This is a genomic window from Thioclava sp. (assembly GCF_048263065.1).
Lineage (GTDB): Bacteria > Pseudomonadota > Alphaproteobacteria > Rhodobacterales > Rhodobacteraceae > Thioclava.
Genome location: NZ_JBLXEM010000014.1, coordinates 1 through 25,915, shown reverse-complemented (window position 1 = coordinate 25,915; position 25,915 = coordinate 1). Strand labels below are relative to the sequence as shown.

22 protein-coding genes and 4 pseudogenes are annotated in these 25,915 nt (G+C 59.0%); 16 read left to right on the top strand and 10 right to left on the bottom strand.

Going from position 1 to position 25,915, the window contains the following annotated elements; genetic code table 11:
• Positions 1 to 53: 53 nt before the first annotated feature.
• Positions 54 to 662, bottom strand: coding sequence for an SMC-Scp complex subunit ScpB (gene scpB / locus ACN0SD_RS15110; protein WP_417809061.1), 609 nt, complete (start codon positions 660 to 662; stop codon positions 54 to 56).
• A 2-nt stretch (positions 663 to 664) separates the two neighbouring features.
• Positions 665 to 1,549 carry a DUF1403 family protein gene (locus ACN0SD_RS15105; RefSeq protein WP_417809060.1) on the bottom strand — a complete coding sequence of 295 codons (885 nt, stop codon included), beginning with the start codon at positions 1,547 to 1,549 and terminating at the stop codon, positions 665 to 667.
• 378 nt (positions 1,550 to 1,927) lie between these two features.
• On the opposite strand from ACN0SD_RS15105, the gene ACN0SD_RS15100 reads away from it, so the two are divergent.
• Positions 1,928 to 2,953: a tyrosine-type recombinase/integrase gene (locus tag ACN0SD_RS15100; protein WP_417809059.1), complete on the top strand. Its 1,026-nt coding sequence runs from the start codon at positions 1,928 to 1,930 to the stop codon at positions 2,951 to 2,953.
• 307 nt (positions 2,954 to 3,260) lie between these two features.
• Here ACN0SD_RS15100 and ACN0SD_RS15095 read toward each other — a convergent pair whose 3' ends face one another.
• Positions 3,261 to 3,677 carry a hypothetical protein gene (locus tag ACN0SD_RS15095; protein ID WP_417809058.1) on the bottom strand — a complete coding sequence of 139 codons (417 nt, stop codon included), beginning with the start codon at positions 3,675 to 3,677 and terminating at the stop codon, positions 3,261 to 3,263.
• 1,189 nt (positions 3,678 to 4,866) lie between these two features.
• Here ACN0SD_RS15095 and repA point away from each other — a divergent pair.
• The 3 genes from repA to ACN0SD_RS15080 all read left to right on the top strand — a co-directional run bounded on the left by repA (position 4,867) and on the right by ACN0SD_RS15080 (position 8,430).
• Positions 4,867 to 6,072, top strand: coding sequence for a plasmid partitioning protein RepA (repA, locus tag ACN0SD_RS15090; protein ID WP_417809057.1), 1,206 nt, complete (start codon positions 4,867 to 4,869; stop codon positions 6,070 to 6,072).
• Positions 6,062 to 7,015: a plasmid partitioning protein RepB gene (repB, locus tag ACN0SD_RS15085; protein ID WP_417809056.1), complete on the top strand. Its 954-nt coding sequence runs from the start codon at positions 6,062 to 6,064 to the stop codon at positions 7,013 to 7,015. The genes repA and repB overlap by 11 nt, the downstream gene beginning before the upstream one ends.
• A 239-nt stretch (positions 7,016 to 7,254) precedes the next feature.
• Complete coding sequence (locus ACN0SD_RS15080) at positions 7,255 to 8,430, top strand: helix-turn-helix domain-containing protein (RefSeq protein WP_417809055.1); 1,176 nt, start codon at positions 7,255 to 7,257, stop codon at positions 8,428 to 8,430.
• Positions 8,431 to 8,649: 219 nt separating this feature from the next.
• Here the strand turns inward: ACN0SD_RS15080 and ACN0SD_RS15075 are convergent, their stop codons facing one another.
• Both ACN0SD_RS15075 and ACN0SD_RS15070 read right to left on the bottom strand, forming a co-directional pair.
• Positions 8,650 to 9,030: a hypothetical protein gene (locus tag ACN0SD_RS15075; protein ID WP_417809054.1), complete on the bottom strand. Its 381-nt coding sequence runs from the start codon at positions 9,028 to 9,030 to the stop codon at positions 8,650 to 8,652.
• Entirely contained in the window at positions 9,027 to 9,386 is a 360-nt protein-coding gene (locus ACN0SD_RS15070) for a hypothetical protein (protein WP_417809053.1), read from the bottom strand. The genes ACN0SD_RS15075 and ACN0SD_RS15070 overlap by 4 nt, the downstream gene beginning before the upstream one ends.
• Positions 9,387 to 9,540: 154 nt before the next feature.
• On the opposite strand from ACN0SD_RS15070, the gene ACN0SD_RS15065 reads away from it, so the two are divergent.
• The 6 genes and pseudogenes from ACN0SD_RS15065 to ACN0SD_RS15040 form a co-directional block, all read left to right on the top strand.
• A complete protein-coding gene (locus tag ACN0SD_RS15065; protein WP_417809052.1) occupies positions 9,541 to 10,425 on the top strand; it encodes a DUF1403 family protein in 885 nt (294 codons plus the stop codon).
• Between the two features lie 2 nt (positions 10,426 to 10,427).
• A complete protein-coding gene (gene scpB, locus ACN0SD_RS15060; RefSeq protein ID WP_417809051.1) occupies positions 10,428 to 11,015 on the top strand; it encodes an SMC-Scp complex subunit ScpB in 588 nt (195 codons plus the stop codon).
• A 98-nt stretch (positions 11,016 to 11,113) separates the two neighbouring features.
• Entirely contained in the window at positions 11,114 to 12,403 is a 1,290-nt protein-coding gene (locus ACN0SD_RS15055; protein ID WP_417809050.1) for an ATP-binding protein, read from the top strand.
• 262 nt (positions 12,404 to 12,665) lie between these two features.
• Entirely contained in the window at positions 12,666 to 13,964 is a 1,299-nt protein-coding gene (locus tag ACN0SD_RS15050; protein ID WP_417809049.1) for a DUF5623 domain-containing protein, read from the top strand.
• Positions 13,965 to 14,048: 84 nt separating this feature from the next.
• Entirely contained in the window at positions 14,049 to 14,309 is a 261-nt protein-coding gene (locus tag ACN0SD_RS15045) for a hypothetical protein (RefSeq protein ID WP_417809048.1), read from the top strand.
• 98 nt (positions 14,310 to 14,407) lie between these two features.
• A pseudogene (locus ACN0SD_RS15040) lies at positions 14,408 to 14,884 on the top strand (helix-turn-helix domain-containing protein); the annotation flags it as partial.
• Positions 14,885 to 14,927: 43 nt separating this feature from the next.
• Here the strand turns inward: ACN0SD_RS15040 and ACN0SD_RS15035 are convergent.
• A complete protein-coding gene (locus ACN0SD_RS15035) occupies positions 14,928 to 15,929 on the bottom strand; it encodes a hypothetical protein (RefSeq protein WP_417809047.1) in 1,002 nt (333 codons plus the stop codon).
• Between the two features lie 291 nt (positions 15,930 to 16,220).
• Positions 16,221 to 17,138, bottom strand: a complete 918-nt coding sequence (locus ACN0SD_RS15030; RefSeq protein ID WP_417809046.1) for a WYL domain-containing protein — start codon at positions 17,136 to 17,138, stop codon at positions 16,221 to 16,223.
• Here ACN0SD_RS15030 and ACN0SD_RS15025 point away from each other — a divergent pair.
• The 5 genes from ACN0SD_RS15025 (at position 17,112) to ACN0SD_RS15005 (ending at position 23,695) form a co-directional block, all read left to right on the top strand.
• Positions 17,112 to 18,203, top strand: a complete 1,092-nt coding sequence (locus ACN0SD_RS15025) for an exonuclease SbcCD subunit D (protein ID WP_417809045.1) — start codon at positions 17,112 to 17,114, stop codon at positions 18,201 to 18,203. The genes ACN0SD_RS15030 and ACN0SD_RS15025 overlap by 27 nt on opposite strands.
• Positions 18,200 to 21,280 (top strand): AAA family ATPase, encoded by a 3,081-nt coding sequence (locus tag ACN0SD_RS15020; RefSeq protein WP_417809044.1) that lies wholly within the window; start codon positions 18,200 to 18,202, stop codon positions 21,278 to 21,280. The genes ACN0SD_RS15025 and ACN0SD_RS15020 overlap by 4 nt, the downstream gene beginning before the upstream one ends.
• A gap of 394 nt (positions 21,281 to 21,674) precedes the next feature.
• On the top strand, positions 21,675 to 21,923 hold the full coding sequence (locus ACN0SD_RS15015; protein WP_417809043.1) for a hypothetical protein: 249 nt from the start codon (positions 21,675 to 21,677) through the stop codon (positions 21,921 to 21,923).
• A gap of 129 nt (positions 21,924 to 22,052) precedes the next feature.
• The gene (locus ACN0SD_RS15010) at positions 22,053 to 22,994 is read left to right on the top strand and encodes a toll/interleukin-1 receptor domain-containing protein (protein WP_417809042.1); all 942 of its coding nucleotides are present in this window, start codon (positions 22,053 to 22,055) and stop codon (positions 22,992 to 22,994) included.
• Positions 22,995 to 23,173: 179 nt separating this feature from the next.
• Entirely contained in the window at positions 23,174 to 23,695 is a 522-nt protein-coding gene (locus ACN0SD_RS15005; RefSeq protein WP_417809041.1) for a hypothetical protein, read from the top strand.
• A 163-nt stretch (positions 23,696 to 23,858) separates the two neighbouring features.
• Here the strand turns inward: ACN0SD_RS15005 and ACN0SD_RS15000 are convergent.
• From ACN0SD_RS15000 to ACN0SD_RS14990, 3 genes and pseudogenes are all read right to left on the bottom strand, one after another.
• Positions 23,859 to 24,838: pseudogene (locus ACN0SD_RS15000) on the bottom strand (ATPase, T2SS/T4P/T4SS family).
• Positions 24,838 to 25,158: pseudogene (locus ACN0SD_RS14995) on the bottom strand (TrbI/VirB10 family protein); the annotation flags it as partial. The pseudogenes ACN0SD_RS14995 and ACN0SD_RS15000, both read right to left, overlap by 1 nt.
• Positions 25,159 to 25,213: 55 nt before the next feature.
• Positions 25,214 to 25,549: a DDE-type integrase/transposase/recombinase gene (locus ACN0SD_RS14990; protein ID WP_417809040.1), complete on the bottom strand. Its 336-nt coding sequence runs from the start codon at positions 25,547 to 25,549 to the stop codon at positions 25,214 to 25,216.
• Between ACN0SD_RS14990 and ACN0SD_RS14985 the strand changes: the two are divergent.
• Positions 25,499 to 25,735, top strand: a pseudogene (locus ACN0SD_RS14985) (IS6 family transposase); the annotation flags it as partial. The gene ACN0SD_RS14990 and the pseudogene ACN0SD_RS14985 overlap by 51 nt on opposite strands.
• Between the last annotated feature and the right edge of the window lie 180 nt (positions 25,736 to 25,915).

The following is a 25,915-nucleotide window of genomic DNA, read 5'->3' as shown; positions in this document are numbered from 1 at the left end:
AGGAAAAACAGTGCTCTCACAAATCCTTAGCGTCCAACAACATCGGCAACTCGTTACCCGAAATCGACCTGTGGTGCTTCGCCCGCAACCCCCGCATCTTCCAGCTGCTCCCGATCGGGAAGATCGCGCAGGCTTTCCAAACCGAACGCGACAAGGAACTGCTCGGTCGTCACGAAGGTATAGGGCGCCCCGCGTCGAGGCGACCGCGGCCCAGTTCCGATCAGGGCGCGCGCATGCAGCCGCCCGATCAGGTCGCGGCTGATGTCTTTGCCGAAAATGTCCCTCAGCCCGTCGCGGGTGATCGGCTGGTGATAGGCGATGGCGGCGAGCACGGCGATGTCGAACTCGGACAGTTCAAGCCGTTGATCGCCGACATCCGCAGCCGCGCGGATCGCATCTGCATAGGCGGGACGCGTGCGCAACATCCAGCCATCCCCGGTTTTCGCGACCTCGAACGACCGGCCCTCCAGATCCGCCATCAAGTCCGCGATCAGCAGATCGACCGACGCCCCCTGCCCCACCACGCGCGCCAGATCCGCGCGCGGCACCGGGGACGCAGATGCAAACAGCACCGCCTCGATCCGGCGCATCCATTCGCGCCAGCGCAGCTCGGGCGGCAGGTCGGGCAAGTCGCGGTCCAGATCGAGTCTCTCCTTGGCCATGCTCACACCCCGTAAAGCCGGAAGGTGTCGCGCCCGGTGAGTTCGCGCACCGCCCCAAGATCAACCAGCCGGTCGCAGAGCCGCCGCGCGGCGCGGTCCGGCAAGGGCAGTGCCGAGGGGGCGACCGCGTCGCGCGTCAAAAAGATCGCCACCGCCTCCCCTGCCCCTTTCGCGCGCAGCTTCGGCGCAACGGTTTTCAGATGCGCAGCGCGGCGCGCCAGATTGGCGGCAAGTCGCGTGGCCTCAAGCGCCGAGGCAGTCACGGCGCGATGACACGCCAGTCGCAAATCGTCACCCCGCTTGCGCAGATCCGCGCGTTTCAGCCCGCCCGCCAACACGGGCAGCAGATAGTCCCAGCCAAGCGCCTGCGCCAAAGCGGCATCCGCGAGGATCAGCGCCGGCACGTCGGCACGCGGTGCCTGCGTCAGAACCGCCTCCAACGCCATCGCGGCGCACGCCACCGGCGCCCCCTGCCCCGCATCCAGCCAGATCGCGAGCGTTTCGGGAGGATATTGGGGCAAGGCCCGATGCAGCGCCTTGATCGACACTGATCGCTCCGCCGCGCGCCGCCAGGACAGATATATTTCGCCGGCCGGTCCAGGTAGATCGCCGGGGCGCAGAAGGTGCACGGTATCGCGCAGCTCCGCCGCCCGCTCCGGACGACCGGAAAACGCGACACAAGCCTCCGCGGCACGCAGCGCGAGCCGGTCCCGCAACAAGGCGTGGGGGAGGTCAACTCGGCTCAACACAAGATGCAGATGATTGAGTGCAGCCCCTGACAAAAACGCCACATCTTCAAGGGTTTCGGCACGCGCGGAGGTGACCCAGACGGGCATTCGGGGTAGCCTATCGGGATCGCCAATAAGAGTGTCGCGGGCAAATGTCATGGCACGACACTATTTCATCACGGCGCTTTCATCCAGTAAATTGCGCAAAAACCGCCCCAGCTTGCCACTTTCAGTCATGTCCAATAAGTTTGCCTTATCGGACAATACAAAATAGGGTGCCAATAACGCGGCTAAAGTTCACAATTCAACACTGGATTCACGCTTCATGACTGGAATCTTGGATATTCAGGCACTTGCGCCGCGAAAGAGACAGGAGTTCATGAGATTTCCGAACGGTATTTATGAGACTGGGCGAGTCTGCATTCATGAGACTTGAAGCAATAGTCGACAGCGTCGCTCCTCCGGCCCGCGTTCTCGTCGATCCGATCATGCCCACGCAGGTCAAGAGGGTGCCAACTTCACGAGAGAGGCCCAGCTATGAACGACGATGAGAGCCCGATCGCACTGCCCGCGCATGTTGCGGGGTCCGGCGCATTGGATCGGTTGGTGGACACGGCTCGTGATTATGCCCGCGCCGCCGCGTCCGAGAATACGCTGAAAGCTTATGGCAAGGACTGGGCGCATTTCGCGCGCTGGTGTCGGATGAAGGGCGCGGAGCCCCTGCCCCCATCGCCGGAACTGATCGGCCTGTATCTTGCCGATCTGGCGTCTCCGGCGGGCAAGGCCCCTGCCCTGTCGGTCTCGACCATCGAGCGCCGCCTGTCCGGCCTTGGCTGGAACTACGCGCAGCGCGGCTTTGCCCTTGATCGCAAGAACCGCCACATCGCCACCGTATTGGCCGGGATCAAGCGCAAGCATGCGCGCCCGCCAGTGCAGAAAGAAGCGATCTTGCGCGACGACATTCTGGCGATGGTGGCCACCCTGCCCTACAACCTGCGAGGGCTGCGCGATCGCGCGATCTTGCTGTTGGGCTATGCGGGCGGGTTGCGGCGCTCCGAGATTGTCAGTCTGGATCTACATAAGGACGACACGCCCGACTCTGGCGGCTGGATCGAGATTATGGATGCGGGCGCCCTGCTCACGCTCAACGCCAAGACCGGCTGGCGTGAGGTCGAGGTCGGGCGCGGCAGCAGCGACCAGACCTGCCCGGTGCATGCGCTGGAGCACTGGCTGCACTTCGCCAAGATCGACTTCGGCCCGCTGTTTGTGCGGACATCCCGCGATGGCAAGACGGCGCTTGAAGCGCGCCTGAGCGACAAGCACGTCGCACGGCTGATCAAGCAGAGTGTTCTGGACGCAGGCATTCGCGCGGACTTGTCCGAGAAAGACCGTCTTGCGCTGTTCTCGGGCCATTCCCTGCGCGCCGGCCTTGCCAGTTCCGCCGAGGTCGATGAGCGCTACGTTCAAAAGCAGCTCGGCCATGCCTCGGCGGAAATGACCCGCCGGTATCAGCGCAGACGCGACCGGTTCCGGGTGAACCTCACCAAGGCGGCGGGGTTGTAACCCCTGCCCTACTCGGGGCCGCCAGCGAGCAAACGCGCCAACATATGGCGAATGTGATCCTGCCCGCCGAAGAAAACAGCCAACACCTGCACCGCCTTTCGATCTTCGTTTGCTATGAACCAAAACACGGCCTTGTTGTGCCGGACGTAGCGCAATTCGTCCAGAATATCAGGGCGGAGCGTCCCTTGAAACGGTGCCTCCGCCAATTCAAGTGCTGAGGACTGAATCTGTCGGATGACCGGAATTTATTAGATTCAAGCACTTCCCTGAAAAACCGACCGGGGTTCATGAGATTCTGTGCCGGTATTTATGAGACTGGACGGACCGGTGTTTGTGAGACTGGCATCGCCGCGTGGCCTTCTCGGTGATCTCGCGCTCTCTCTCGTCGCGCTGAGCCCGCCAGAACCGGCCAGAGTATGCGTCGTCGCAGCGAGAGAGGCCATGATCTGAGTACGTCCTGCATTCGTCCCTGCCCGTCTGCATCGCTTGCAAGCAATACCGCGATCACCCGATCCACGGGGTTCTCGGCGATCCGCCCGATGCCAACTGTCAGCGCGAAGACCTGCAACAACGAGCCCTGCGCCAGAGCGTGGAGGCCGGAACGCACGGGCCTGGCCAGAACTGGTGCCATCTGATCGTATTCCTGCATAACGACCGTCAGCGCCTGCCGGATGATCGGCGTGGTCAGAAATGCGTGGTAGTCGCGCCGTGCCCCCAGGGACATCTGTGGGTGCTCTGAAACATTCGGTGGCGACGCCCGGCGGTGCCATGTCGTCAGAAAGAGCAACATCTCGACCGGCCCCAAGTCCCCCTGCCCCTCTCCTCGGGCCCAAGAGTTCAGAAGTTCAGCGCCAGTTTTGGCATATGAGTGTAGCGCGTCGAACTGCGCAAGCCCCAAGATGTCGGCTAGGGTGGCACCGCCGACGTCGCGTAAATACGTGCTGTGTAGGGACAAAGAGACCAGCAGCGCAGAGCCCCAGCCTAGCCAGCCCTCATGATACGAAAAGCCGATAGCGCCGCTGGCCTCACGGCTTAACGTGCCGACGCGGCGGCTGTTGAGATAGACGCGCAGGGGAGAGGTGGGCCGGGCGCCGCCCCATCAGAACAGCTCCTCGATATCGCGTTCATGACCATTCGAGCGCGCGCCGATCCTGAATTCCAGATCAAGCGCGGCAAGAACCGCCAGAATAGAATCGAGTTTGGCCGGTTTTCCCCGCTCTCGACAATCGAGATCGTCACCTATCGCAGCCCTGCCCACTCAGCAAGCTGGGTCTGTGTCCAGTCGCGCGTCTTGCGGGCGCACTGGATGAGGGATCTGATCTGTCTTGGTGTGCGTGCAAGATCACTCATACGCGCAATATACACCATGGCGTATAAATTCTCGTTATACCCTATAGCGTATAAAACAATTCTATCTGTTGGGCCGTATAAAAGCGTGGCCCGTTTTCTGCAACGTGTCCCGGCGACGCATGTAACGGGGGTGAGGCGCAATCCCCTCTCAAGCCATCCGAAACCCGCCTCGGACAAGAGAATCGCAAAGCTGTGGGTTACGCATGCCGAGCCGCGCAGACATAGGCTTGGGCGTTACAACCGATTTGTACCGGCGATATTGGCAGATATGCAGATTTCCCTGACACCGCAGCCTATGGATAACCTGTGGATAAAAAATCTCTTACATTCAATGCCTTATATATAACTACAGTTGCGAAAACGTCAACAATGCGTGTTATATAGTGGATGTGAAGCCAAAACCCACTAGAGCTGGGGTAAAATTTTCTCTTGAGTTCACACCCCTCAAGCGGCATAGCTGTAACGTGAAAACTATAAATATTACGTCCACCGCGTTTCTACTGGCTCCGACAGCTTAGGGCTAGCCTAGTAACGCGAAAAGGACGGATCGAGACGGGCGGACGATGATGCATCCTGTGTTGCATACCAAGCTAAAAGCTGATGCAGAGCGGCTTTCCGAAGCCCTCGACCACATGTCGAAATTGTTTCTGGCGCCGAAGGAAGAGAAAAGTCTTCGGAGATTCACAACGGCGGAAGTCGGGGAATTCCTTCGGGTGAGCGACAGCTACCTGCGCAAGGCCCATTTCGACGGACGTATCCCCGAGGTCGAGCAAGGGCCTGGCAACAAGCGTCTCTACACCGCAGAGAACATCCTCGAGATCCGCCAAATTCTCGCGCAGAACGCCAAAGATCCCTTTCAGTTTCTTCCCGGGCGGCGCGCGGGCGACAAGTTGCAAATCTGGTCGACGGTCAATTTCAAAGGTGGTTCGAGCAAAACGACCACGACAGTAACATTGGGCATGCGCCTGGCCCTGCGCGGCTACCGCGTGTGCCTTGTCGATGCCGACCCGCAAGCCTCGCTGACAACCTTCTTTGGCTATCAGCCCGAGATCGATTTCCGCGACGGTGGCACGCTTTACGATGCTATCCGCTATAATGACGGAGAGGTCTCGCGCGCTCCGATCACGGATGTGCTGCGCAAGACCTATTTCCCCAATCTAGACCTCGTACCGGGCGGCATCATGCTGTCGGAATTCGAGACCGAAACGCCCACGGCGCTCAGCCGCGGCGAGCAGCCCGTGTTTTTCAACCGGATTCGCGATTCGCTGCGTCAGGTCGAGGACGATTACGATATCGTTCTGATCGACTGCCCGCCGCAGCTTGGCTATCTGACGATGTCGGCGGTCTGTGCCTCGACCTCGCTGTTAATGACAATCATTCCCGAGCGCGTCGACCTTGCCTCGGCGAGCCAGTTTCTCACGATGGCATCGGGCGTGCTGGAGGTGCTCTATTCCAATGGTGGGATTGGCTCTTATGACAACTTCGCCTATCTGCTGACCCGATTCGACACCGCAATCAGCACACAGCAGGATCTGGCGGAGTGGATCCGGCAGTTGCTGGGCAACAGTGTGATCAAGACACCGTTTGTAAAATCCTCTGCGGTGAGTGAGGCAGGCCTGTCGCAAAAGACCATTTTCGAGGTCGATCTTGCGAGCACGAAAAACCGCAAGACCTATGACCGCGCTTTGGAATCCGTGATCAACTTCTCGAACGATATCGAAGTTATGATCCAGAGCGCCTGGGGCAGAGGAGGTGTCGATGAAACGTGATCTTCTGGCCAAAAGCCTTGCACAGATGGGCTCCAAACAGCCCGACGAGCCCCAGACCGCTCCTAAGACGGATGACGGCAAGCCCCGGTCGCTCAAAAGCATGTCCGACGTCTTGTCGCAGGTCTCTTCGCAATCAGCGCAAGAGATCGATGTCTCTGAGATCGCGGATTCCGAGATCGCCGACCGCTTTGACGTAGGCGATGGTCTGAGCGATCTGATCGAGTCGATCCGCAGCTCGGGTCAGCAGCTCCCTGCCCTTCTAAGATATCGCCGTGGTGCGGGACCGCGCTATGAGGTCGTCTACGGGCGGCGGCGGATCGCGGCCTGTCGCGTGCTCGGGATCAAGGTCAAAGCCTATATCAAAGAGATGGATCAGCGCGAGGCACTTGTCTCGCAGGCGCTGGAAAACTCCGCTCGTCTTGAGCGCAGCTTCATCGAGCAGGCCATCTTTGCCACGAAGCTCGAAGAGCAGGGGTTCAGCCGCGCCGAGATCGGTGAGGTTCTGGCCGTCGACAAGGGAACGCTGAGCAAGCTGATCGGTGTTGCGCGCGATGTGCCCGACGCCGTGATCTACGCGATCGGCGCGGCGCATGATGCCGGACGCCGCCCGTGGATTGAGCTGCGTCGGCTTGTAAAGAACGAGACCGCCCCCGCAGAGGACGTGATCATCTCGCTGGTCCCGCAAGACGGCACGCCGGCCCAGAAGCTCTCGAACCTCGTCGAGGCCCTCGCCGCCCTTGAGAGCCAGCCTGCGCCGAGCCCCAATGCGCCAGCTAAACCCCCTGCCCCACTGGCACGGCTCCGTGAGACGCCGGTGTCGTTCCGGGCCAAGGGCAAGCGCCTGATGATCGAGGTGTCGGACAAGACTGAGGAAGGCTTCATCGGCTTCGTCGAGGAAAACCTAAGTGCACTATATGCGGAGTGGAAAGAGAAGAATGTGTAGAGATCCATCCCTCGAGAACTTCGTAAGCCATTGATTTCATTTATGTTGGCCATGGCCAACTGATGGGAAAACAGATAACCGAGCAGCAAGGAGGCGGACCAAGGACAAAAAAGAAACCCCCCGAAGGCGGTGAAGCACTCCAGAGGGTCCCGATTTACTAGCACTTTATTGGTACCCCCAAAATCAAAACACTGCAACACCGATTTCGGTGACGAACCCTTTTTGTCGTCTGAAATTTGATGAAACAGCAACAAGTCAAGGCCCTCTCGGCCGGGGCACAGGATGACTGTGCCCAAACGATCCCCTCAGCCTTTCAGGGTATGGGAAGTGTCGCGCAGCAGCCCTATTTCCGGGGTGTCGCGCGCCGTGAGCTTATGGCCGCAGTCAACACTGTCTCCCGCGATCTCGGGTTACGGCCCGCCAGCGTCGTCGTGATTGACGCTCTACTAAGCTGCCTGCCATGCAAAGACAGCACTTCCGGGAAAGACGCCCCGATCACACCCCTCACCCTGCTGACCGTCTTCGCCGCGAATGAAACTTTGTGTTTCCGCGCAAAGGGCATCACCGATCGTCAGTTGAGGCGCCACCTCGCCCGGCTCGAAGAGGTTGGTCTGGTCCAACGCCGCGACAGCGCAAACGGGAAACGCTTTCCGATCTATCGCGGTGGAAAAGTCGTGGCGGCCTTCGGCATTGATCTTACCCCCTTGCTCTTGCGGGCCGACGAGCTGATGAGCCTCGCGCAGAAACGGCGCGAAGAGGCAGACGAACTGCGTGGTCTCAAATCGTGCATCCAGCGCCTGCGTGCGGAATGCCTCAACCAAGCACTCAGCGACGAAGCGATGGAATTTGTCGAAGCGACCCGTAACGTCCTGCGGCGCGCAGGCACGACCCTCACGCAAGCTCGCGCCATCCTGCAGCGGCTAAAGTCCCTTTTGACCGGCACGCCCGATACCAGCGAAGCGCAAAAAAAACATGTCGAGACCGCGACCAATACTGTTGTCGTCGCCCAACCTGAGGTCTCCCACCAGCCCTCTGAACCATACGAAAAGACCGGCACAGACGGACAAAACGTCCGGCACAAAGAACCTCCAAATTCATATACAAAAAAAACTATAAAAAAATCGCGAGCGGATCAGTGGGAGGATATGAAGACCCTCAGCGCATTCTATCCAGACCCTCCAACCACTCAGCAGGATCTCACTCGGATTACCTATGAATTCGGAACAATGCTAAGAATATCACAATGCACAATTTCCAAAGCGATTTCGGTATTAGGATATCGAGTAACACTCTTTGTACAGGAACAGCTCGCGCTAAAAGCCGACGCTGTACGAGACCCTGACAGCTATTTTCTCAAAGCCATTCAATGCCAATCCCAACGCCGTGTTGGCCATGGCCAACTTCAGCCTGAGTAGTCGTAGATTTTCATCATGAACCAGTCCAGCCCATCGTTCCCAAAACCTACAAACCGGCAGCTTTTGTCAGGTTTATGCGAAGACGATCATAAGACGTATCCTCGCCAGAGACATATGCGCGTCGATGACTACGACCCCGCATCCAGAGGCGATGTCTCTGCCAAACCTGCGCGCAAGGAATCACCTGAAAACAAAGCTGCACATTCGCTATCAGTCAGTTCAGGGCAGAATCTCTGCGTCCAGAATCGTGCGCTTGATCAGCCGCGTCGCGAGCGCCGTCTTCTCGTCGCGCGAGGTTGCAACAAAGATTGGCCCAAACCGTATCTTGGAAAAAATCAGCCATTGTTCCAGCATATGCGCGGGGCAGGTGCCTTCAGACCCTCTGCGCCCAATCTCGACCTCGTGGAGACCCGTCTTGAAGTTGAGAACCTGTCGCACGCCTGGCTCCGTGATCTCGACCCAGCCACGCCCGTCAGGAGTATCGCACTCGTGCCTGTCCAAGCCCAAGATTTCCGAGCACCGCAATCCGCCCGCATATCCAAGAAGCAATATCGCCCGGTCGCGCAGCTCACGCAAATCGAAGGGCAGGGTGGCGATCATCGCGATAATGTCCGCGGTCCGAAGCGCTTCTTTCCGCACGGGCAGGGCGTATTCCTGCGTTTGATCCCCGAGAGCAGCTCTACCAAATCGCGGTTCTTGCGATCAAAGGAAACACCGCGCTGCGCATAATTCCATGCAAGCCCCGAGAGGCGCCGTTCAATCGTATTGCTCGACAATCCACGGGAGGTTTCCGACGATGCCAGCTCTGTGAGGCAGCGGCCGATCAGTTCGGAGGACGGTGCCAAAGGGTCGGTCCCCTTCAACCGGCACCAGCGCGTGAAATGAACCCAGTCCTCCGCATAGGTCGCGCGCGTATTTTTGGCAAATGCATCTTCGCGGGCGGGATCGTCGGGCATTTCAGAACTTCCTGGGATCTCGTTGGTTCGGCAGCAAGCTTAGGAAGAAACCTCGGATAAGGCAAACTTATTGGACATAATTGAAAGTGGCAAGTTGGGGCGGTTTTTGCGCAATTTACTGGATGAAAGCGCCGCGATCAGATAGTGTCGTGCCATGACATTTGCTCGCGATACTCTTATTGGCGATCCTGATAGGCTACCCCGACTCCCGGGCTGGGTCACCTCGCGCCGTGCCGAAACCCTTGAAGATGTGGCGTTTTTGTCAGGGGCCGCGCTTGCCCAGCTGCATATTGTGCTCAGTCGCAATGATGTCCCCCACGCCTTGTTGCGAGATCGTCTCGCGTTGCGTGCAGCAGAGGCGTGCGTGACCTTCTCGGGTCGGCCCGAACGTGCAGGGGAGTTGCGCGATGCGTGGCATCTGTTGCGCCCGGACGATCTGCCGGGACCGGCGGGCGAGGTCTATCTGTCTTGGCGGCGCGCGGCAGAGCGGCCGGTGTCGATCAAGGCGCTGCACCGGGCCTTGCCTGAAACCGCGCCAGAGCAAATCGCGATGGCGCTGGATGCGGGGCAGGGCGCGCCGGTGGCCCGCGCCGCGATGGCGTTGGAGGCGGTTCTGACGCAGGCGCCGCGTGCGGAGGTATCGGGTTTGATCCTCGCGGATGCCGCCTTGGCGCAGGCGCTTGGCTGGGACCATTTGCTGCCCGTGTTGGCGGGCGGGCTGAAACGCGCGGATCTGCGCAAGCGGGGTGACGATTTGCGGCTGGCCTGCCATCGCGCCGTGACTGCCTCGGGGCTTGAAGCCACGCGGCTTGCCGCCGATCTGGCGCGCCGCGCTGCACATCTCAAATCCGTTGCACCAAAGCTGCGCGCGAAAGGGGCAGGGGAGGCGGTGGCGATCTTTTTGACGCGCGACGCGGTGGCGCCCGCCGCGCTGCCCTTGCCGGATCGGGCCGCGCGGCGGCTGTGCGAGCGGCTGGTTGATCTTGGCGCGGTGCGCGAACTCAGCGGGCGCGACACCTTCCGGCTTTACGGGGTGTGAGCATGGCCAAGGATACACCCGAGTTCGATCGCGACTTGGCCGACCTGCCGCCCGAATTGCGCTGGCGGGAATGGATGCGCCGGATCGAGGCGGTGCTGTTTGCTTCTGCCGCGCCGGTTGCACGCGAGGATCTGGCCCGCGTGGTGGGGCAGGGGGCCTCGGTCGATCTGCTGATCGCGGATTTGATGGCGGATCTGGAAGGCCGGTCGTTCGAGGTGGCGAAAACCGGCGATGGCTGGATGCTGCGCACACGGCCCGCCTATGCAGATGCGATCCGCGCGGCGGCGGATGTTGGCAATCAACTGCTGACGCTGTCCGAATTCGACATCGCCGTGCTGGCCGCCATCGCCTATCACCAGCCGATCACCCGTGACGGGCTGAAGGACATCTTCGGCAAGGAGATCAGCCGCGACCTGGTCGGTCGGCTGCATGCGCGCGACCTCATCGGGACTGGGCCGAGGTCGCCCCGGCGCGGCGCACCCTATACCTTCGTAACGACCGAGCAGTTTTTGGGGGCGTTCGGGATGGAAACCCTGCGCGACCTGCCGGATCGCGAGCAGCTGGAGGATGCGGGGGTTGGTGTCACGTAGAATAATGAGTGTGATGGTTGTTTGGGGAAGTCTGTATCGGTCAAATTGTGAAAATTATAATGGACATTTCGTGAGAGTCCTGATAGGCATTTCGTGTGATGAGTGAAATTGATGAATACCTTCCGCGACACCTGACACCTGAACTGCAGGATGCTTTGGCGACGGCACGAGTCGTCAATCTTGTCGGACCAAGGCAGGTCGGCAAAACGACCCTTGTCCGTGATCTGTTTGAACAAGGTCGTTTCATCACGTTAGACGATGCGGCAATCCTGGCAGCAATGGAGGCGGACCCCGAAGGTCAGCTGACAAGCCTTGCGGAAGAACTGCGGGATGCACCGGTCATTATCGACGAGGCCCAAAGGTCTCCAAAGCTCGCGCTCGCCATCAAGCAAATCGTCGATCGCAACCGCCGAAAAGGACAGTTTGTCCTGACGGGGTCATCCAACGTCTTCACGACTGCAGAGGTCGCAGACTCGCTGGCTGGCAGGATGCAGACGCTCAAGCTTTGGCCTTTGACCACCTCCGAAGTCAATCGGTCGCCAGTAAACCGGTTGATCGATTGGGCGATGCAGGCCGCCCCATCGCTGCCACAGATCTCGCATCCTGCGCCTCTGGGGCGCAAAGACTATATCGACCTCATTCTCATGGGTGGATACCCCGAACTCCGCACGCTTCCATTGAGGTCACGGCAGCGGCAGTATCGCGACTACATCGATGCGGTGGTAGATCGAGACGTGGCTGACGTCATGCCGATTCGCAAGCCCGATGCCCTTCGATTTTTGATTGACCAAATGGCAGCTCGGACCGCGCAAGAGATCAACACATCCGAATTGGCAAAACTGGCAAAGCTCAAGCGCGAGACGGTTGATCAATATCTCGATATTCTCATGCGGCTTTCGATGGTGACAAAGCTGAGCGCGTGGATGCCCGGGGAGAGCAAACGCGACATCAAGCAACCAAAGTTCCACTTCGTGGATACCGGAATTGCGAGTGCGCTTCGCCGACTGAACGACAGATCGTTTGACATCGGTAATAGTCCCGAAGCACTGGGTGGTCTTATGGAGAGCTTCGTTGTCGGCGAGCTGCAGCGTGCTCTGCCGATGCAGGACGAAGACTATCGACTCTATCATTGGCGCAGCGCCGACCGCCGAGAAATCGATATTCTGATCGATGGCGGGCACCGGCTGGTCGCAATTGAGGTCAAATCAGCGACCACAGTTGCGGCCGACGATTTCAAGCACCTGAAATGGTTCGCCAAGGATGGGCCGGGACAAGGACGCATCACGGTAGGAATAGTATTCTACCTCGGACAAGAGAAGCTGACCATGGGGGAGGGAAATTTCGCTCTACCACTCAGTACGCTTTGGGCGGCGATGGACGTGCACTAAACCGGCCCATGCTTGCAAAAAAGCCCACAGATTTCGCCAAGAAGCGGGTTCTTGTTTCAACGTATTGCGGCATTGCCAGACGCGCGTTGCAAAAGGCCGCGATCCATCCTATTCTGTGCGTGCTCTTGGCATGAGCATGGCACTCGCCGTTCCGAAGCTGCAGGCAGCACTGCCCGAAGATTTCTAACGATCCCCATCAGCTAGCACTCAGGCTTGTAGGGCGGTAGGCGAGTGACGTTCGGTGTCAAGCCCGGAGATAGCTATGTTGATCGATGGTCCTCGACCTACCACCCTCGTTGGGGTGAAACGCCTTGCCAGGCAGCTCAAGAAGACAAATGGGATCAAGCATTCTGATGCACTTGATCTCGCTGCCAAGTCTGCCGATTGTGCCAATTTCCGTCACGCGCAGCGCACTTTGCCCACCAATGGTTTCGCGCGCTCTAAGCCCTATGTGCTTTTGACGATTTACTGGAGCGACGAGAAGCAGGGCTACCGTTGCGGGCGGAAAACACTGCGGATTGAGCTTTCTATGCCAATCCTCGAGCTTTGCCCAAAAAGTGCGCTCAAATATGTCCGCGGCTTCGGAAACCTTCGAATGGTTGCCGAAGACCATTTCGTTTGTGATGACATCGCGCATACGCAAGAATATGCGCGAGATAGGCTTTGCACCGCCGAGCGTTCTCTTCGGTTCATGGAGCACACCGGACTGCGTCCAAATCGAGACCGCAGGAAATACCCCGGAGTTCTCGACAAAGACAAACTACCCAACATCGACCATTCAACAGACTGGGTAGATCCGGCCAGCGGTCAATTCGTCCTGATGGACGAGCCCTACGGCAATGTACCTGACGATTCAAGACGCGCCGCTTGGGCGGATCGCAATGGCTGGCGGCTCGAAAAGGCGTCTTGGCCTGGGATGTATCGCCCCTACGATTGTGATCTCTATGTCGGTATCGATATACGCTCGGGATACGACCTTGATGCTCTCATGGCGAAGATCAATTCCATGCCAGAGCCAGTCGTCAGCGAAAACTGGACAGGCGAGTCTGCACCTTCGTGGGAAACGTTTCTCAGCCCAATGGCAAAGACGAAACAGGACGAACGGCGCGCAAGGTGTAAAGGGATGATCTATCCCTCTCCAAGCAAGGCAACCGTGCCCTATAACTACAACCCTGGGTGTTCTCGCCGCCGCCCAGTTGGCGAACTGGGAATCGACGGTCATGTGCAGGTTGGACGAGTGATCAAGGCCCTGATCTCATCGCAGTATGCGACTGACGGGGTTTATACACGTTTGAGCTCGCTTCGATCAGATCTCGAGGATTGGCTGAGCCTTGAGATTGGTCGGGGGCAACTCGAAGGCGCTGAGTTCTTCGAAGTCTACTACACCAGAACTGAAGAGGATCAGGCGCTTCAGCGGACATTGACTTCGTCAGGAGAAATTGTTGAAGCCCTTCGTGGGCTAGCAGGGACGTTGAAGACCGCCTATCCGGATTGCGCCTCACTTCGTCAACAGCTTCGACGCATTGAAATGTCTGCATCAATAATAGAAAAAGCTCGGTAGTTTGCGTTGCGCACCGAAGCTCAATTTGGTTCGCAACAGCGCTGTTCTGGGCGGTCAAAATCAAAACAAAGGAATCGTCTGATCATGAACTATCCGGCAATTTGTAGAGAAGCCTTTGCTTTGGTCGACGATATCGGAAACGGAGCTTTCAACAACGAGTTCAGTGAAAGCGGGACACTTGCTACGACCGTTGAGGTCGCCATGCCAGTCCTTGCGATCTTTCGCCAGCTGAACCCTGATGACCCGAACTCGATCGCCGATGGGCAGTCTCGGCTTTCGGCAATTGCTTCGGCAGAGCAGGGAGTGTTTTCACGCTATTCTGCTCTGAGAACGGCGGAGCAATAGTCGGCCACGGTAGCGGCGGGATGCTCCTGCTGCGGGCGGCGTAAAAGTCGTCCACTTTTGCCCTTTCTGGCGACAGGGAGGGTGCGAGGATTTTCACCGTGGACTTGTATCGCAAGGTTCGACTTGCCTGCGCCGAGGGGATGAGCCAGCGAGAGGCGGCGCGTCACTTCGGGATTTCACGCGACAGCGTGCAGAAGATGTTGGCGTATTCAGTTCCGCCAGGCTACCGCCGCAAGGCGCCGATCAAGCGCCCGAAGCTGGATGGTTTTACCGAGATCATCTACGCTTGGCTCGAAGAGGATCGCGGTGTCCCACGCAAGCAGCGGCACACCGCCAAGCGTGTGTTCGAACGGCTGCGGGAGGAACACGGCTTCACCGGCGGCTACACGATCGTGAAGGATTACATTCGCGAGCATGACCGGCGTGGTCGCGAGATGTTCGTGCCGTCGGCCCATGCGCCGGGGCATGCCCAGGCCGACTTCGGCGAGGCGATGGTCATCATTGATGGCGTCGAGCAGAAGGCGCATTTCTTCGCCTTCGACCTGCCGCACAGCGATGCCTGTTACATCCGGGCCTAAGCTGACGGAGAAATCCCGCATTAAGTAGTGGCTGCGGAGCTCAGGACGGGAAGGGCCAGCCGGCCGGACCCGGCCAATAGGCTACGCGGCTGCCTTTCTTCCCCTTCGCGAGATGGCCGTCGCGACAGAGATCGCCGAGCCAAGGGTTCACCTTGACCAAGGGAAATCGGGAGAAATCCCGTTCCGCGACCATATCGCGGAAGTCCTGGACCGGCATGCCCTCGGCGACTGCGTTGTACGTGGCTGTGACCAATGACTGGACATCCTCGGCCACGCCCCACATTTCATCGGCAAAGAGGTTGGCGAGGTGGATTGGTAGTCTTTGGCGGACCTCCTCCAGGCGCTCGATCGACGAGAGGTCGAAACGGCGGATGCAATCGCCCAGAAAGCCGCGCACATGTCCACGCCAGAGATAGCCGTCGTAGAGATGCCGGTCGGCGTAGAAGACGTTTTCGTCCATGTTGTTCGTCTCCTGCCCGACCTCTCGAGCAGGCGATAGGGACCGGATCTCGAGGCAAGCCTCGCGCGCCGCCTGGAGATAGCCCGCCTCGATCCAATGCAGGGTCTTGGACGTCTTTTCCAGATCTGCGGGCAGACGCTCACAGGTGATTGCCCCGGACCCATCGACATCGTCACCATACTGCAGTAAGTGCAGGTGGCGACCTTCCTTGCTGTACCTGATCGCATTCGACAAGTTCCAGGGCGTGGGAGCTGCCTCGGGGACGTCTGCCTCAGCGTCCGGCTCAGGGTCGGAAGAATCCGAGAACGAGGTCATCGCGTCAACGAGCATTGCGGCGCTGATTTCAGGCGCTTCTTCCGGCTCGATGCCGGCCTTTTGCGCCTGCGAGTAGAGACCAGCTGTCATGGCGCCGAAGAGTCTCGTTAGAAGGACCAGGTCGCCGTCAACAAGTCTGTCGAGCTCCGCGGTGACCGCCTGCAAGGTCCGGAGTATTTCCGCTTCCTGGCCATGGCCATCGATGCAGGCGAGGTAGGAGACCTCGATGTCGCTATCTTCGATCTGGTCGTCCATCTCGATACTCATGCGTCTCGGCGCGTCCCTTCAAGGCCCGGCCTGCGTGAACCACGCAGCTGGTTTTCCGAAGGCAGCCTATAATGTGCTTTGAGGGCGCGGCAAGTCGAACGTCGCGATTGTCCGGCCTTCGACGCGCGACACCGCTCCCGCGCATATGCAATACGGGTCCCGATCAAGTATCGCACTGCCCCACCGCTGCGAGGACATCGCGGGCAAGAAAGGTCTACAAAACCTGGCTCTGCGTGAACAGCTTACGGGCGGTTCCTGTGGAGCTTTCTAAACTGGTTTTGAAAAACGGGTTCAGATATCCAACTCGAGCCGTGAATTTTCTTGATTCAGTCGCCATCGTCTAACGACATAAAACACGAGCGCCTTGCGCGTTTCGATCAGTATATGCAACTTGTCGTCAAAGCCGTACTCCAGCCGGACAGCTCGCGCTTGTGCATCGGATAGATCTGAACGCGGACGTATCCACAAGCACACCAAGCTGTTCCAGTCCGTGTCAAAAAGTAGGGGAGCAGGCCTCACCCGCGTTTCCATCTCGGTTTGTTTCGTTATTCGTATAGGGAGATAATCGCGGTACGCCTTGTGCTTATAGCTCCATGCGCGGAGATAAATTGCCTCTCCGTCGAAATGAAACCGCACCGGACTGATCCACTGCGGGTCGGACAGGCCGCTTGTCATCGAGGTGTAGGTAATCTGGATGTCTCGTTCGCCCTTCATGGCGCGGTAGAGCTGTGCGACGACGGTGGAATCCATCACGCGAGTGGGAAGCGGGATGCTCGCGCCAAGCGATGTCGTCTTGCTATCGAGCAATTCGAAAACCTGTTCCGGACCAGGATCAGTCAAAGGACTGTGGTCGTCGCTCGAGAAATAGGCCTTCTCTACGGCGTCGTAGACAGGCGGCGTATCCGTCAGCGATAGATAGGTTCGAAAGTCTAAGGCAGCCTGTGCCATCGAGATGTCGAACCGTTCCATCAAGTCACGGCGGTTCGCCTGACCTCTCCAGGTCAGGCATTGGTCGAGGAACAAAATTCGCTCACGTTGCGCGTGTTTGAGGGCTTCCAAGCTCATGCGTAGAGCAATACTTGACTCGGCCCCCAAAGTCCATACATTTACTATACGTATAGAAAGTGGATTGATCTCATGCGAATACTTCATACGGCAGATCTGCATCTGGGGCGGCAGTTCATGGGGTTGGGCCTCGAGGAGGATCACGAGGTCATCCTGGGCCAGATACTTGAGACGCTCGTGGTTGAGCGGGCCGACGTTCTTGTGATAGCAGGAGACGTTTTTGACCGTGCCTCGCCGCCCAATTCGGCAATCCGGCAGTTCAACCGCTTTCTCAGGCGCGTGGCAGAAGAGACTGAAGCCGCCGTGGTGATGATCTCGGGAAACCACGATTCCGGCGACCGGATCGAGGCAATGTCAGTCTTCTCCACTGCGTCGCGGGTGCTGGTACGAGGAATCGCCGACGCGGTTGAAACTCCGCTTTTGCTGCGTGACGCCGATGGCGAGGTCGCCTTTTCCGCGCTGCCCTTTTCCTACGAATACGTCGCGCGGGAGGTGTTCGGGGATGAGGGCATCAGCAAGCCAGAAGATGTCATCGCGGCCCAGATCTCCGCGGCGAGGGCGCAGGTGCCTAAAGGCGCGCGCTGGGTTGTCGTCGCCCATGCCTTCGTTTCGGGCGGTGCGGTCGGCGAGACGGAGCGCGCCCTGACGCGGGTCGGCGGCATCGAAACCGTTCCCTCTGGTGTCTTCGACGGGGCGGATTATGTTGCACTGGGGCATTTGCACAAACCGCAGGAAGTGAGTGCGCGCCATATTCGATATTCCGGCGCACCGCTCGCTTTCGGTTTCGACGAGGCAGGAAACGAAAAATCCATGACTGTCGTCGATCTAACGGCTGAAGGAGTCGATATCCGTACAGTGCCGTTCCGCCCGATCCGGCAAGTGCGCTCGCTCACTGGGGCATTTTCGGATCTTCTGGCCGGAACTCCGTCTGAAGACTTTATCCAGGCCATCCTGACGGATGAGAACTCTCTGATCGATCCGATGAAGCGTTTGCGCGCGACCTACTCTAATGCCTGCCATTTGGCCTACGCCCGGCAGGCGCAGGCGCCGGAGACCAAGATGCTTGGTAGCGGGCGCGCCGCAATCACGCCGATCGAGATGGTCGGCGACTTCATGAAGGTTGTGCGTGGCCGGGAGCCGAATGCCGCCGAAGTCGTGATCGTAGCGGACAAGCTCCACGCAGCAGCCTCCGGGGAGGAGCAGACATGAGACCCATTCGCCTATCGCTTCAAGCTTTCGGGCCGTTTGCGACAACCGAGGTGGTGGATTTCCGCTCCGCGCTCGAAACGGGGTTGTTCGGAATCTACGGTCAGACGGGGGCGGGAAAGTCGACGCTGTTCTCGGCGATGTCGTTCGCGCTTTTCGGATTGCCAACCAAGACCGATCAGGAACCACGTTCGCTGCGTTCAGATCACGCGGCACCGGATCTACCCACTGAAGTCGAATTTGTCTTCGAACTGGGTGCCAAGACCTACCTGATCCGTCGTCGTCCGGTGCAGGAGCGTCCGAAGGCGCGCGGCGAAGGGACGACAGAGGACGCATCGGAAGCCTCGCTTTTCGACGCTACCGGGATCCCGGTGGACACGCTTGGTCCGAGTCGGTCTGGCCGCGTCATTGCTGAAAAGAAGGTCTCGGTCGTGGGGCAACAGGTCGAGGCGCTGCTGGGCTACGGGGCAGATCAGTTTCGACAGATCGTGCTCTTGCCGCAAGGCAAGTTCGAAACGTTCCTGGCCGCAAAGACAGACGCGCGGGTCGAGATATTACGAGATCTATTCGACGTGAAGATCTATCGCGATCTCGCAGCTCGGCTGAAGGAAGAAGCCTCAGAGGCAGAACGAGCGTTGCGCGACCAGCGCGCGCTCTACGTGGCCCGGCTCGAAGAACGTGACTTCGAGAGTGCCGAGTCGTTGGAATTGGGGATTGCTGCGGCCGAAGCCAAAGTCGAGGGCAAGAGAGGTATTCAGCAGGTCGCGGAGGCGGCGAACGAAGCCGCGCGCAAGGCTCTGGCTGAAGGCGAGCAGATCGAAAAGGCCTTTTCTGCCGTCGATACGGCACGGCAGGCGCTTGACAATCTCGAAGCGAAAACGGGCGAGGTCGATGCTCTTGCGAAGCGGGTCGATGCAGTGGTGAATGCCTTCCAGGCGCGTGATCTCGAGACGGCTTGGCGCGATGCCGAGCGCGGCAGCCGGGACGCGGCGAAAGCCGTGACCGACACTGAAGTGGATCTCAACACCGCGAACGGGGCGCGGCAGGAAGCGACGAGAAAACTGACAGAGGCAAAGGTCAGCGAGAGGCGGCTGCAGGCGATTCAGGCCGATCTGACGCGGTTGGAGGAGATCGAGAAACAAGTCGGGCTGGCTGCGGAATTGCAGGCTGCTTTCGACGGCGCTGCGAGGGACGAAGCCACAGCGAAAAAGGCGCACGCAGAATCTGAAGAGGCGCGCACGAGACTCCAGTCCCGGCGCGACGCAACCGATCTGGCGCTCGAACAGGCGCGCAAGGCCGAGGCAGGGCGAGTCAAGCTAAACGGTGAAACGGCCGCAGTGAACCGGGAACTGGTCAAAGCCGGGGAGCACGCCAAGGCGCATGGGGCGGTTTCGGAGGCCAAAGAAAAGGTCGAAGCGGCGGAGAAGGAGCTTACTACGAAGACCAGAGCGGCGGAATCTGCCGAGGCGGCCCTGACCGAGGCCGAGGCGCGGCTTTCGCGCACCCAGGCGATCATTCTAGCCGAAAAGTTGACGGAGGGCGCGCCCTGCCCCGTCTGTGGCTCCCACGATCATCCCGCGCCGGCCCATGGCACGTCCGAACAATCTGGTTTGACCGAAGCGTTTCGCACCGCGCAGGTTCAGGCGAGGACCGCAGCCGAAGCCAGGGTTCGGGCGGAAAGCGAACTCGGCAATTGCCGAACGCGGCTCGACGAAAAGAAACGAGCTCTGGACGAACAGGAACGACCTGAGCGCACGTTGGCAGAGCTCGAAGCTGAAATCGCTCGGCTAGACGGCACCCTCGCCGCGCTTGGAGAAGCCGTCGATCTTGACGCGATGGCGGAGCAACTAGCGGATTTGAAGCGGAAAGTAACTGAGGCCGAGACCGCCGAGTCAAAGGCGCGCACTGCGGCAGGACAGGCCGAGACCAATCAGGCCGAGGCGCGCGCCAAACACGATACAGTATATGAGGCTTTGCCGGAAGGGCTGCGCACGCCTGAGGCTGTTGTCGCACGGCAGGAGGCTTTGCAAGGCGAGCAGGGCCAACTCTCCAAGGCGCTGGAACTGGCAATTGAGAATGACCGAGTGGCCACCGAGGCGCTGACACGTGCACAAGAGCAACTCGAAGCAGCGAAACGCGCGCGTGATGCGCAGACGTTGCGCGAGGAAAAGGCGCAAGGTGATTTTGACGTTCGGCTGGCCGAGGTTGGGCTGGACAAAGCAGGGTATGAGGCTTGCAAGTCGCATTTCCCGACTCTCGACGCCGACCGTAAGATGGTATCCGATCATCGTGAGGGCCTAATCGGGGCCCGTACGACATGGCAGAACGCTAGGGCCACCTGTGCGGATCGCGAGCGCCCGGACCTCGCCCCGCTTCAGCTGGCACTCATAAACGCTACCCAGAAATTGAGAACCGCCAACGATGCGCTCTCCGCAGCCAGAACGGATGTTTCGTCCCTTACCAAGTTCAAGGAATCGCTGGCCGAGGCCTTGGCTAAAACCGAGCGGCTTGAGACCGAAACTGGAGCGCTCCGGGGACTAGCCGATCTGGCCAATGGCAAGAACGATTTCAAGATGACGCTCGAGACCTTCGCGATCGGCGCCATGTTCGATCAGGTTCTAGAGGCGGCGAACATGCGGCTCGATCCCATGACTCGCGGGCGTTACCGGCTGACGCGCGGGCTTGAGGTATCGGGTGGGCGCGGCAAGCGCGGGCTCGAAATCGAGGTCTTTGACATCAACACCGGCAAGGCGCGTCCAACGGCCACCCTGTCCGGCGGCGAGACCTTCATCGCGGCACTGGCCCTCGCGCTTGGGCTAGCCGATGTGGTCGAGAGCCTGTCGGGTAAAATACGGATGGATACGATCTTCATCGACGAGGGCTTCGGCAGTCTCGACACCGAGAACGGGGCGGGCACGCTGGATCAAGTGATTCAGGTTCTTGCTGCGCTGACAGAGGGCAGCCGGGCTGTGGGCCTGATCTCGCACGTCGGACTGGTGCAGGAGGCTATACCACAAGGCTTCTACGTGCGTTCGACCCCAAGCGGCAGTCGGGTCGAGGAAAGAAAGGGACTGGGATGACGGACCGCTGGTATTACCGCAGGGAGCACATCCGCCGACTGTCGAGGGGGCGAACAGTCTCGGTCTGCGGCGTTTGGGCACTTCGGGGCGATCGCGGAGGTAGGAAGGGCGCATGCTTCAGGCGGAATTGTCCCGTTTGCGGTGCGCTGATCGTAAGCGTGGGCATGCCCAGAGGGGGGTGGGTCCACTTTGAGTGCGGCAAAGGCCTGACACGCATTAAACACCCGTGTCTGCACCTTGGCGAAGGTATGAGCAGGCGGCGCGACGAGGACACACCGGACCTTTTTGAGGCGAGGCTGTAATACCGAATATTCTCTTTTGTAGCTTGCGGACAGTTGGCTCCAAACCCACATCTAGACTCTCTAAGCAAACCAAACACCACATGGAGGTTATTATGGCGGTGAATCGTAAAGGAACTTCAACCAAGGTTGCCTCGCTTGCAGCAGACACCCTCTTCAAACATGGCTCTTCACAGATCGCCCGCAAGCTTGCTGGTTCGGCGTTGTCTCAGTCCAATACCAATCGACAAACAGGTGCGAAAATGGAAGACCTCGCTTCAAAGGTACTTCGCAGCGATCGCTACTCTGAAAGGACAAAGGCACTTGCCGGTTCGGTGTTGTCCCAGTCAAACAAGAAGCGCTGATTGCAAACGGTAAAGCAACGGTTTCGAGCTCAAGCGCCACTGTCCAGTTTCTCCAAGCTAAGCCGTGTCTCTGGAAAATAGCGCTTAGGGCATATCATGAACAAACATAAATCATTTTGAGTTGAGCAGATGCGGGCATTCATTTCTTATTCTCACAACGACAAGGCTGCACTTGACCGGCTGCACGTCCACCTTAAGAACCTTACGAGGGAAGGGCGTATTGAGACCTGGTATGATCGTAATATCTTGGCCGGCAGTGAACTGGACGCCGAGATTGAACGGGAACTGGAGGCGTCCGACCTGTTCCTGCTCCTAGTGAGCCCCGACTTCATCGCATCCGACTACTGTGTCGAGCGTGAAATGAGGCGAGCGCTTGAACGCCACGCCGCCGGGACCGCCCGTGTGGTGCCGATCATCGTGGAGGAATGCGATTGGAAAGCGATGAGTGAGTTGCGGCAACTCAAGGCCGTGCCGACGGACGGCAAGGCGATCAGCGCATGGGCCAACCCGAACACCGCCTACCTAAACGTAGTGCAGGAGCTTCGACGCATCATCGAAGCTGAAGGTGTACCTGCGGCTGCGGTGAAGGCCGCTCATGAGCCGTCTGCCTTACGCCCCGCAATGGCACGCTACCGCGCAAAACGACAGTTCGACCACATCGACAGGGATGACTTCCGCGATGCTGCCTTTGCCACCATAAAGGACTACTTCCAACGAGCGATCATCGAAATCGATTCAATCGAAGGATTGCGCGGTCGTTTCGTTGAAAGAAGCGCGACCTCCTTTGGGGCAATAATTGTCAACGGCGGACACCGAAATGGTACGGCCCACATCTCGGTACACTGTCGTAGCTCGCAAGTCGCTCTGGGCGACATTTACTACTCGTTTAGCGAAAATGCTGGCGACAATACGGCAAACGGCGGCTTCAACATTTCAGCCGATGATTACGAGCAGTTCCTGATCCAAACCATGAACATCTTCGGCAAAGCTGACGAGCGGCTGTCGCCAGACCAAGCGGCAGAGGTACTCTGGAACCAGTTCATAGGCAACGCAGGTATCAGCTATGACTGAGCGTGTTCATTTCCGTTGCAACAATTGTGGGCACCGCTTCGAAGTCGAAGTGCTTGATGAGTACGAGCGTCGCGAGGCTCGCCGTGAAAAACGTCCGACCACCGCGGTGCATTGTCCCGAATGCCACCGAACCGATATCCGGCGGGGCTGGGATTAACTGCTTGTAAGGGAGACCACGTATGCGAAGCACTTTGAACGCCAAATCAGCGGTTCTCGCCGAGGAGCCGAAAGGTACGCTGTTTCTCCTAAAGAGATACGGTCATCAGCCGATCTTTGGCATCAAACTTTCCGAACCATTGGATCAGCCTAACGACAAGCCGACAATTCTGTTTTTGAACCCTGATTTCGGGCGTGAAGGCGAAGTCGATTGGAATCGGATATTCCAGTGGGAAGCGGACGAGTGGTGTGTTTCTTTCGGGACGGACTGGATAATACAGCCTGATTTCGCGGCATCTTCGCTGTCTGAGATGAACGATCCGCAGCAAGAGGCATGTTTGACGATCGGACCACAAGGCATTCATTTCCGCGCGGCACCTGGTGAAGGATTTCGAGCCACCTATCGCCACTTCATCCATGTTGACACCTTGGATCCGGTGAAGGATCTCGGAAATGCCGCCTTCCACCTCAACGGGTACCGAATCTTCTTGAACCGAGAGGATTGGAATAATGGGCGCCCCCCGATCTTTCAGCACGGCGTCTAGGAAACGCGGGGCTATTCAACAGCCAGTGTACCTGTGAAGCTAGGAGCTTATACTTGCTGTGTCACAGGGGGATCGCCGCACCAACCGTGAATGACCGTTTCACCGGTATCGCTGCACTCGAGACGTCGGCAATTCGCTTTCAATCCGTTACCGCGTAACGGCGTCATTCACCCGGCAGATAGAACTCCGTAATCCCCCGCTTCCCGTCCGCGCGCCCAAGCTGCACAATCACATCGATCGACTTCCGGATGTATTCGCGCACCTCGGCGAAGGTCAGCGGTGTGCCTGCCTGCAGTACCATGATCGCCAGCCGGTCGATTGCCAGTTCGGCAGTCTCGGCATGGATCGTGGAGACCGACCCGCCGTGGCCGGTATTGATCGCCTCGAGATAGGTCAGGGCCTCGGCGCCGCGCAGCTCGCCGACGATGATCCGGTCGGGTCGCATGCGGAGGGAGGCCTGAAGGAGGGCGTTGGCGCTGCGTTGCGACCCGGCACGTCGGTCGGCCAGGAGGGCGACAGTGTTCGGCTGGCCGGGGAAGAGCTCGAAAGCGTCTTCGATGGTGATGAGCCGTTCGTGCTCGCTCGCATGCGTCAGAAGATGGCGGCGAAAGTGGTCTTGCCGGTCGAGGTGCCGCCGCTGATCAGGACGTTGAGCCGCGCCTCGACCAGGGTTTGCAGCGCGACCTCGAGGTTCTCTTCGGCGAGACTGGCAATGTTTTTCATCTTCTCGGCGCGGAGCGCATCGAGCGAGACGGCCTTGCCGAAGAGATAGGTCGGGGCATAGTCCCTAACACTGCCCGAGGCGAAGAGCCGGATGGTGATGGAGGCGCCGCGATCGATGGCGGGCGGCACGGCGACCTGGACCCGGAGCGGGCGGCCCGCATATTCCACATTACCAGAGACGAGAGGGTTCTTTTCAGAGACGCGGGCCTTGGCGTCGCCGACGATGGTCTGGGCCATGTTGAGGGCTGTGGTGCGATCCACGGTCTGGCCTTCTTGGCGCATGCTGGCGTCGCCCGCGGCCTCGAGCCAGACCTTGCCGTCCGGGTTGATCGCGATCTCGACCACGTCGTCACGCCGCACGAGGTCGCGAAACGGATCGAGATATCGCTCGAGGTATGAGGCTGGTGATGCCTGATCCATCAGTAAATCACCACATCCCGGTCCACGAGCACGGTCACCGAGGCCCCCTGATCGACATAGATCGTCGGCGCGATCGACACCTGATCGGCGATGACCGAACCGACCGCATCCTGAAGATCGCTGCCGACATCGCCCAGAACGATGCTGGTCGTCTCATTGTTGGCGCTTTCCGTCGCCACGGCCGGTGCCGCCCCAATCACGGAAATCAGTGCCGCGACGCCGAAGCGTTCGGCAAACTTGGTGTCGACAAGACCGGTGAGGCCCGAGCGGCCGAGCTGGTCCCCGCCCACTGCGGCGATTTCCATCGAGGTGCCGTCCGGCGGGTTCTGTCGCAAACTTCTCGGTAGGATTTGAGAGGCTGGTCGCTGGACATAATTATGCTGCCAAGTCCGCGAAGGTCTGAAAGGCACCGGCACCATTCGCCGGGATCTGCCCCTTCTGGATCATGTGCGCGACCTCGATACCAGCGATGGTGGCTTGGGCCGAATGAAAAGCCTTGAAGCCCATCATCGGTCTTGTGATCCGCTTGATGAAGCGATGATCCTGCTCGACGATGTTGTTCAGGTATTTGACCGGTACTGTTGCAAATTTTTGCGGGCTTTCGCTTTGGGCTCTAATTTGCGACAGACGGTTACGACAAACAAGCAGCAGGATGTTTCGGTGACGGTAAATTTCAAAGGCGCGCACTATCCGAAATCCGTGATCTTGCATGCCGTTTTCTTTTACGTCCGCTACGCGGTGTCTTATCGTGATCTCGAAGAAATTTTGGCTGAGCGCGGTGTTGCCGTTGATCATACGACCCTCAACCGCTGGGTTGTAAAATACTCCCCCGAGATCGCCACCAATGCGCAGCGCCAAAAGCGCAAGTTGGTCGGAACTTGGCGTGTAGACGAGACTCAGAGTAATTGAGCGACTGCTCTCTAGGTCGGTGCATAATGGCACCGATGCAATGACAGGAGAGCAAAATGGAAAAGTGCTGCGTGGGTTTGGACGTCTCAAAAGACGAAACGTCGATTTGTGTTCGAAATCTATCGGGTGACGTGTTGTCCACTGCTCGGGCAGTTACAGATCCCGATG